Genomic DNA, 8,495 nt, shown 5'->3' with positions numbered 1-8,495 from the left:
CGCACGGCAGCCTAACCCCGGCAGAGGCTCCACTTATCGACGCGGATATTCTGTTCAGACAACCGGGGCCAGCTCAGGCAGCGTCATCATAAGTCGCTATCGGCGACCTCACGCTAGAGCTCAGTGGTACTTCTGACCTCTATTGTCAAAGGCGATCTTCGTGCCTTCCAGCACATCAACGACAGCCCTGTTGATTATTCCATCCTCGATAGAACCTGATTGATACGAGATGCGGGCGCCATTCTTTCTGTCGAATGTTGCGTGTATGATCTGCTCGGCATCGCACACGACGGCCAAGTTTGGATTATGCGTTACCATGATAATCTGTCGCGATTTCTTTGCTTCGTTGAGAACCGGAACGAGCAAGCTCACAACCGTCTCGTTGTCCAGATTCTCCTCCGGCTGATCGAGGACGATCGGATTTCGTCCCTTGTCGACCAAGAGATAAAAGATCAATAGAAGAGCACCGCGCTGCCCGGGCGACAGCCGTTCGATGTGTGTGTCTTGGAACAGCAGCGTATACTTCGGTTCCAAATACTGAAGTCCGAATACATAGTTGTAGACCTCCGACGGGGCCTTGTCCTTCCTCATCAGTGCCCTGATCCCCGGGACATTGGGCGCCGCCTTATCGGCGCTCTCGGTCAGCAGGGAAGTGACCTCTTCGGCAAAGCCAACCGCATCGGCCGCATCTTCAAAGGCATACTTCTCAAATCTGCTACGGATCGCGACGAAGCTCTCGTCTTCGCCCCGCAGCTCTCCAATGTTTTGCTTGATGGCTCCAAAAAGATTCGTCGCTATGGCGTCAGGCGAGCCGAGCAGCTTGGCTTGAAACTGAAGCTTGTAGTCGTCTCGGATCAGCGAATTATTCTGAATCAACTGCTGCAATGGGGCGAACAATGCCTCCCGCGCTGCGCGCTGTTCTTCGAGTACTGCAAAAATCTGGCTGGTAATCTCCCGGCGCGCCGCCCGCCTTTGTGCCAGTACCGTCGGAAGTTCATTTAACTGAGCGAGCCGTCGTTGCAATCCCTTAAGGCTTTCCGGCTCCGTTTCGGATCCTTCAATTGCCTCCAGGGCGACCTGCCAACTCTTCAAGGCTTCCGTGTACGCTTGGTACTTTTGCTGCGGGTCGTTCAATGTCTGCGAGAGCTGCTTCTGCTCAGCGACCAGAGCCGCTTCCCTCTTAGCGGCGCTGTCGATCCTTTCTGCCATCTCTGCGTCGCTCGCAAGGATCGTTTGCTCAAGCTGAATCAGTACGTGGCGGTTGACTGTCAAGCTAATCATCTTCTCCGCTGTCAGGTCGACTGCGGCGAGGTCATCCGCGATCTCTGATACGAAGGACGCGAATTGCTTCTCAAACAGACTAATACGCTCGCCGATGTTGCGGAGCGATCTCTGCTTTTTGCCGATCAGTCGCTTAGCATCGGCAACCTTCTTGGCCTCAGTCTTGAGCTGCTCCAGCGCCGCGCCGATCTCCGCGAGCCTTGCACTTGCCGCTTGCTGATCGGCAGTAAGAGCCGCCGTAGGTTGTTCGACCTGTGCAGGTCTAACTGTCACGTGTTCCTCGATCTGCTTCGCCTTGAGCCTGACCTGCTCCTCGATATTTTTCTGGACGTTGGGATGGAGTTGATCCTCAGTTTCAACGATCTGCTCGTTGAGCGCCCTCAACGTTTTGCGAAGCTCGCTCGTTTGAGCTCGGAAGACATTCTCCTGTTTCTCAATAAGCTGATCGAAACTGAGAGCCTCCAGACGGACGCTGTTCGGAACGTGTGAAAAAATCACCTCGCGCAGTTCCTTCTCGAACTCGTTTGTCTTGCCTGACACGTGATCATTGCAAAGGGCTTCGAATCGTCCCTGAGGTATGTACCGAACAAGTTCAACCCGTTCGGGCGATGGATCATCGGCAAGGCTCATCACACATGGATCGCCAGCTAGCCAGTATAGCTTGCCGATGAACTGACGCGCCGGTTCACCCGCCTTCCCGCGAAATCGGTCGCGTTTGAGAAACGAGAAGTGAGCATTCTGCTGCGAGTTTCCTAGCAACGCCACGATGTCCGCAAGGGCGCTCTTGCCGCTTCCTTTGTTACCAATGATCGCGATGAGTTCTGGGTTCAGAAGGATTTCGGTTCCGTGCAACCAAGTGTCGGGAAGCGCACTGTCAGGTTTTTTGTAGACGCTAATCCGGTCTATGTAGAATGTTTTGTGGCCATTGATCCGCTCTAGCTTCGGCGGCAGCTCGCCTAAGAACGAGCGTTTCGCAGGTTCTTTCAGCACCTGTAACAGCCCCTTCCAGGTGGGATCGGCCTTGATCCACGTACGCTTGCCGGAGGGAAATTGACCGTATCCGCGCTTGTCGTTGGTCCCGCTACCTCGGAAGCTGTGGGCATCGCTGCCGGAGACCGCGAGTCGAGCAACGCCCTTCAATGCCGCCTGGAAATTATCGAGCCATTTTTTGTTTCCTTCTGTTTCAACACCGCAAAAGGCGGCCCAATAATCCGTGCTTCTCGTTTCAAAAATGGGAGAAGATTCGAACAGACCCAGCGCATACGCGTAGTGATCCGTCCAATTTATTGAATCAAGTCCGTCGTAGGTCGAGAACGGCATGAAGCCAACTGCGCGACCACTGGGAACCTCGCGTATCGCCTCCTTGTACGAGTCGACCTTCAACTCCGCGATCCTGCATCCAGCGGCGAAGGCCTCCTCGTCTTCTGAAACAACCCTGCTCTTGTCAATTCCATGTTTGGCCAGTTTGTCCGCGCCCACATAGCGGGCGTACTCCATCAACGCATCACGAGATAGCGGTTGATTGATGAGTTCAAGCTTGAGCCGCGAGAGAAAGTCTCTGAGGTGCTGATCGCTGATTTCATCGGAGAAGAGGACGTGGGCATTAAGCCGGCCCTGCATTGGCGCTGCCAACCGCAGTTCGATACCAGGAAAGACTGTTTTCAGAAGTGCCGGAGCGCCTTGTTCGCTCTGTCGCGCCTTTAGCGCGAACCGGCCATCGAACGTCCAGTAGTCCATGAGCCCGAACGCCACTGGAGCAGCGTCATTTAGGGCACCGATCATCTCGTCGACGAGGCGACGGTTTCGCACCTTGTCCGTACCGAAGCGCTCGCCGTCCCAATGAAATGAGGCTGGCGAGTGGACATGCAGATCCCACTCGCGCCATTCGGAGCCCCTCGCAAACATACCTGCAATCCTTCCAGTTAGTTTTTCTTGAACGAAACCCAATTAGTTTTAATTCCGATGCGGCGATCACACCTAAATGTCGATGCTCTCGATACGAAGCGCTGACGGCCGGGTCGTCTGCGCGAACAGATTTGTTCAAGCTTGCCGGATTCACGTGCTTCCGATCGGCCATCCGACAAGATTCCTGAGACGGTATGACGCATCCGCCCGCCAGCGTTCGAATACCGACTCGTCGATCGTCTCGTTCACATTCACGGGGCGCCGCCGTCTCGAACGTCCGACTCTTAGCCAATCGTCCGATAATTCGAATAGCTGACGGCCCTCTCTACAATTTTCACGAAACGCTTCATTTCCCCTCCCATACAGCCCGACGTTTATCGAAGCCGACATAGCTCCCAAGAGCCTCTTGGATACGACAACGCAAGCAATGCAGCAGCCGTCGTAGCCCCACCCGTTCCTTATGGCCCCAAGCCCTCAGATTGTTCGATTACAATCGGAGGCCGCAGTGAATCGACAACGCTTCGTTCTTATTCGGCTTCTGGTGTGCTGTACGTGCCGTTTAGAGCAATCAACGCAGCCTTTCGGCGCGATGAAGGCATGATTCGCGGCAAGCAGCCCGACACAGAAAGCCTGCATATCGTAAATTTCGGATGATGAGGGGAGCACAACTCCGGGCAGATGGCGTGACTGTCATATAATCAAACACTCTCGGTTCCGCGCGCTCAACATTTCGTGCTGAGCGCGCTCACACTTGCTGTCTCTTTTCGGCCGCCACAAACGCGTCTGCAAACAGCCGAATAGCCAGGCCTTAGTAGGGATACATCCAATAAGTCGTGTTGGAATCGTCGGGCATCGATCGCAAGGTCGGAGTCCGCTGCGGCGGTTTAAGATGCGCTGAAGAAGAGATAATCCGGCCAATGTCATCGAGAACTGCGCGGCTCGTAGAATACGTACTATGGTTGAGAGCAAACATTTCGCTTCCGACGGCCGAAACATCGATTGTTTCGATACCGGGCACGAGAGTTGGCCCGCTGTTCGTCACGAACCCCATTCGAGACTTGGACTGTGCTTTCTTCAACGAAGCTAGCAGTGCCAGATCCGTCGAAGAGGCATAGAGAGTCACGGCCCCTGCGGCTGCCTTAATTTGATTTGCACGTTGCAGATAAAGATCGCGGTCCACGTCCGGGGCAGCAAAAATCAACTCGGTAATACCAAGCGCCGTCTGGCTTAAGGCAGCTTGCTGCAAGGCGCCAAGGACGACTTCGCTACCGAGGCTATGTGCAATGACGATGATTCTGGAGACCTTGCCCTCCTGCTTGATCAGCTGGAGAAGGTCGAAGAGGCCATCCGGCGCGAACAGAGCACTCTCGCGGTCGTAGTCGTAGTCCTTCCATCCGCCCTTGGACGGCCAGGAATACATCATGACGCGGCCTTTGTAGTTGGCGTCAAAAGCGATTTGGGCTGCCTTGAAAGCCGCGTCATTAAACGCAACGTTATAGCCATGGACAAAGAGCATCAGGCTATCTGCCGGATTAGCTATAGCAGCCGCGAACTCCTCGCGTGAGAGCCGATTCAGCTTCTGAATACGGAAATGTTTACCGTCCTGCTCCGCCTCTTTGATTCCCAACCAGGTCGTTCCAGGTACTTCTACTTCGCCCATCTTGTGAATAACAGGAATGCTGACCGTCACATAGCCCAAGGTGTTGGAAGCGGCCCGGCCATACGAGATCTGGCTCAATTCTAGACCGGGCCCGCCCGTCACAACGCGATTGGTGGCAAAGTAGACCGGTACCAAGCCCTTGATCGCAGACTTGTTGACCACCACCTCGGCTCCGGTGGTGCTCTTGTTGGGAGGTGCCTCCTCGCTTGCCTCACCCGTCGCCGGCCGCCATGGCCGATAGCCATGATAGTGTCGAACATGGTGGTAGTATCCAGGGCCGTAGCGGTAGCCGTATCTCTTCAACGCGCTCCCATGTTTCTTGGGGGCCTTGTGGACATGTGGCTTGAGCGGCTGTGAGGCCGGCCCCTGATGGGCGCAACCGGTCGCGAGCGCGCAGAACAAAACAATGAGCACTGTCCGGAGACGTCGGCAAACCTCTCCGATCCGTTGCAGACGGTTCGAGGCCCGAATTTGCGATGCAAGCATGACCATTCTATAGACACCTACTTCGCAAGGACCTGAGACACATTGACCGTAGCCCCCAACCATCCGCGGTACCTGTCCACGGCGGGCCCGCTGGTGAGCTTATAGGTGAAGCGCGCCTGCGCTCCGCCGTCGTTGATCGCGCAAGCGATATTGCTTGCGCCATTTGCCGTCTCGACATGCCATTTGCATCCTGTGATGCGGTAGCCGGGCTCAGCCGGGAAGTTTTCGGTATAATCCGCCGAATGCTCGGCAAACACGACCGGGTGATCGTCCTTGGTTTTGTTGACCGTATACGAGCGATCGATCTGCTTCGGCTCGACGAGCTGCGATGCTGGCACGTTCACGATGAGGCGACGGTCTTCGGGCACGAGGGTGTGGATTGCTCCAGCTAGAATCTCGGGGATCTTCACGCCAGCGTTGGCCTGGGTCTGCACATGCGTGGAGTTTAGCTTGCTCCAGTTCTCGAATGAGATCGTTGTGTCCACCCATTTCGTCCAGCAAACGGACGGCTGGGGAATGGCGGCGATCATGTTGTAGAGTGGGCTTGCCGTGATCACAGTCGCGGGGATGATGAAGTTGACACCCGAAACCTGGGCCTCATTCCACTTGACGATACCGCCGACCGCGATCCCGAGCAGTGCGCCGAACTCGTTGAAAGCCGGCCCGCCGCTGTTGCCGACGTTCATCACCGTATCGGTCTGCCACCGGCCGTTGGGGCTGGTTTGGTTGCTGATCAGGCCGCTCGATATGCTGAGATCCAGATCGAGTGGGTAGCCGAGCAGATACAGCTGGGTGCCCATCGGGGCCTGCTGGTTATCGTCGATCACAGGCATCGGGCACCGCGAGGCTCCGCCGCTGCTTCCCGCTGGCTGCGCCAATTCGAGGAGTGCCAGGTCCCGGGTATCGTCGCGATGCACGGCAGTGACCTTGATCGGGTTCGCATTGCGCGATCCGAGCCGGGCATCAACCTCGAAGGTCTGGTAATTCTCCTCGCGTCCGATCACATGGCTGTTGGTCAGCACGAGGCTATCGCCGATCAGTAGCCCGGAACCACCACCGACTTCCTGCTTGCCGTTGAACATCACGCCAACGAACTGGACGTGAACCGTCCTGACGTTGTAGCGCGCGGCAATCTGCACCGCCGCGCGGTCCGCTCGCGCCGGCGCGCACATCAACGTAACGACGCCAAATGTCAGGACGGATAGAATGTCCTGACAGCGGCGATATCGAGTGGGCTTAATTGTCCGTTTCCGTTCCATGCTGAATTACAATAGTTCATTATTGAATCGGGATCGTATTTGGTGACTTTGTAATCGCCGACCGAGCCTGACGCTTTTTCTTTGCGGCACTGCTCTGGAGCATCATCACGATTCTGCTCATGCGTGAAGCCGAGCGCGTGTCCGAATTCATGGACCGCGACCGCGCGAATGCAAAATTCGCGTTTGTCTTGGCAGCCTTTGCTCCAATGATTGAAACTGAAATTGAGAGTCATGCCCGAGGATTTGCCGTCCAGGTATTTTCCGACAACGTCCGTGTGAGCACCCTCGTCGGCGATCCGCACATGAATGCCCGACGCGCCGTCGGTACAGGCGGGCCACGTCTTCGAAAACCGGACGCCCCCTTGCGCTGCCGTCTCCCAAGTCTCCGCAACCGCTTTCCGGACGAGGTCGGCATACTTGCTGTCCTGCGCTTTGAGGTTTTCCCAGCAGACCGGGATTTCCTTGATGTCCCATTTCGAACCGCGGATGACCGTGCCGTATAACTCCATTTCGGACACGCCGGAAGGAAGCGCAGGCTGAGCATTCGCGCTCCAAGACAGAGAGAGCGCGAGCAGCAGTACGAGTCTGGGCAACCAAAGGCGAAACACGCTTCTTACTGGGTCGGAGTTGGGCTCGGCGGGAAGACTGGCACCGGCGCCACAATGAAACCATTGGTCCGAGGTCCGCCCCCAGTGCGGCGACCGCCAGCTCCCGCTCCTCCCGGGAGTTCCTGCGATTTCTCTCCCCCTGGCAAAGGGGCTGTATAAATGGGGTTATCTTTTGATCCGAGCGGCGGCGTTTTTGCCGCATAGCCAGCCGAGCCGGACTTGGCTCCATTGGCAAGCACGGCATTCGGACCATTGATATAAATCCCGAGATTGCTGAACTGCTGCGCGGAGGCAGAAGCCTGGACTGCAGCGGGGGTCCAACGCACCGAAGTGAGCGAGTACTTTGCCTCGACGCCGCCGGTCACCTGAACCGAGAACGTGTAGGTCATTTGCGCTGGCTCCGCGCTCTCCGAAGGCATGGCCGGCGTCAGATTGTTGGCCGAGATGAGAACAGCGTTGTCCCGCAACCACGTCGCAAACGGCTTCGAAGCATCGACAATGATGCGCTTATAGGCGACCCGCTCCGGAAATTTATTCTCGGCGAGGGCCTCGAGCTCGGCCAGATCAGTCGGCGTTCCACGATAGCAACCACGTTCATAGGTCCCAGAACCGGCAGTGGCAGGAGTGGTATCGGACGCAAGCTGGGCGTTCTGCTTCATGAGGAATGACCAGATCAGGTCATAAGTGTCCTGGGCCGAAGCGGTGGGGCCTACATGAGTGATATCGCTGCTCGTCGCGCTTAGAATCCGCTTGTAGTCGAATGCTGTCCCTGACCCGAGTCCGCCGGTATCGGTCACTTTCAACTCCAGGAAGAAGGTGCCATACAGGAAGGGGTCGATGTCAAAATGGGCGTACCTGTCGAACGCTTCTTCTGGCCGGGTTTTGTAGATTTTAAGGTATTCCTTCCGCCTCTCGCGCTCGATTTGGTAGAAGGTCACGACCTCACACCTGATTGACTTGAGAAAATACGGCAGCTCGCCGGCCGTGATCACGCCGGTCTGCGGATCATGAATATGGTACAGGCTCGTGCACCCGCCCATGGCAAGGCAAATGCCAGCGCATGCCGCGGCGCGGCTGAATTTCCACATGATCGCCCCCGTCCGCGTCGCTGACCACGCGCGGATCTCCCGCTAGATTGAAAAACAGTCGCATCAGTTCGTCAATAGCATCGTGACCACATTGCAGCTTTTCGTTGCCCCCCGAGTTCTTGGCGCAGATTTTCCGCGAGCCGCGACGCGTCATCGAAAGCCGAGCCGAATCACCGGACAACATCGAGACCAAGAGGTGTGAGCAACG

5 protein-coding genes are annotated in these 8,495 nt (G+C 56.5%); all 5 read right to left on the bottom strand.

Annotation, left to right across the window (positions count from 1 at the left end):
• Positions 1-120: 120 nt before the first annotated feature.
• The 5 genes from D6B98_RS35980 to D6B98_RS35955 all read right to left on the bottom strand — a co-directional run bounded on the left by D6B98_RS35980 (position 121) and on the right by D6B98_RS35955 (position 8,287).
• Positions 121-3,186 carry a TrlF family AAA-like ATPase gene (locus D6B98_RS35980; protein ID WP_126261727.1) on the bottom strand — a complete coding sequence of 1,022 codons (3,066 nt, stop codon included), beginning with the start codon at positions 3,184-3,186 and terminating at the stop codon, positions 121-123.
• Between the two features lie 808 nt (positions 3,187-3,994).
• Entirely contained in the window at positions 3,995-5,338 is a 1,344-nt protein-coding gene (locus D6B98_RS35975; protein ID WP_235884830.1) for an alpha/beta hydrolase, read from the bottom strand.
• 11 nt (positions 5,339-5,349) lie between these two features.
• On the bottom strand, positions 5,350-6,504 hold the full coding sequence (locus D6B98_RS41090) for a S1 family peptidase (RefSeq protein WP_235885263.1): 1,155 nt from the start codon (positions 6,502-6,504) through the stop codon (positions 5,350-5,352).
• Between the two features lie 20 nt (positions 6,505-6,524).
• Positions 6,525-7,100, bottom strand: a complete 576-nt coding sequence (locus tag D6B98_RS35960; protein WP_235884832.1) for a matrixin family metalloprotease — start codon at positions 7,098-7,100, stop codon at positions 6,525-6,527.
• Between the two features lie 104 nt (positions 7,101-7,204).
• Complete coding sequence (locus tag D6B98_RS35955) at positions 7,205-8,287, bottom strand: hypothetical protein (RefSeq protein WP_126261724.1); 1,083 nt, start codon at positions 8,285-8,287, stop codon at positions 7,205-7,207.
• Positions 8,288-8,495 lie beyond the last annotated feature (208 nt).

Origin of the sequence: Bradyrhizobium sp. LVM 105, from assembly GCF_003957705.1 — a bacterium.
Taxonomy (GTDB): Bacteria; Pseudomonadota; Alphaproteobacteria; order Rhizobiales; family Xanthobacteraceae; genus Bradyrhizobium; species Bradyrhizobium frederickii.
The sequence above is the reverse complement of the archived record's forward strand: the minus strand, read 5'-3'. Positions and strand labels throughout refer to the sequence as shown.

Bases quoted from the DNA above. Each gene is read 5' to 3' on its own strand.
- D6B98_RS35960 (WP_235884832.1), bottom strand. From the start codon at position 7,100: ATGGAGTTATACGGCACGGTCATCCGCGGTTCGAAATGGGACATCAAG.
- D6B98_RS35975 (WP_235884830.1), bottom strand. From the start codon at position 5,338: ATGGTCATGCTTGCATCGCAAATTCGGGCCTCGAACCGTCTGCAACGG.
- D6B98_RS35980 (WP_126261727.1), bottom strand. From the start codon at position 3,186: ATGTTTGCGAGGGGCTCCGAATGGCGCGAGTGGGATCTGCATGTCCAC.
- D6B98_RS35955 (WP_126261724.1), bottom strand. From the start codon at position 8,287: ATGTGGAAATTCAGCCGCGCCGCGGCATGCGCTGGCATTTGCCTTGCC.
- D6B98_RS41090 (WP_235885263.1), bottom strand. From the start codon at position 6,504: ATGTGCGCGCCGGCGCGAGCGGACCGCGCGGCGGTGCAGATTGCCGCG.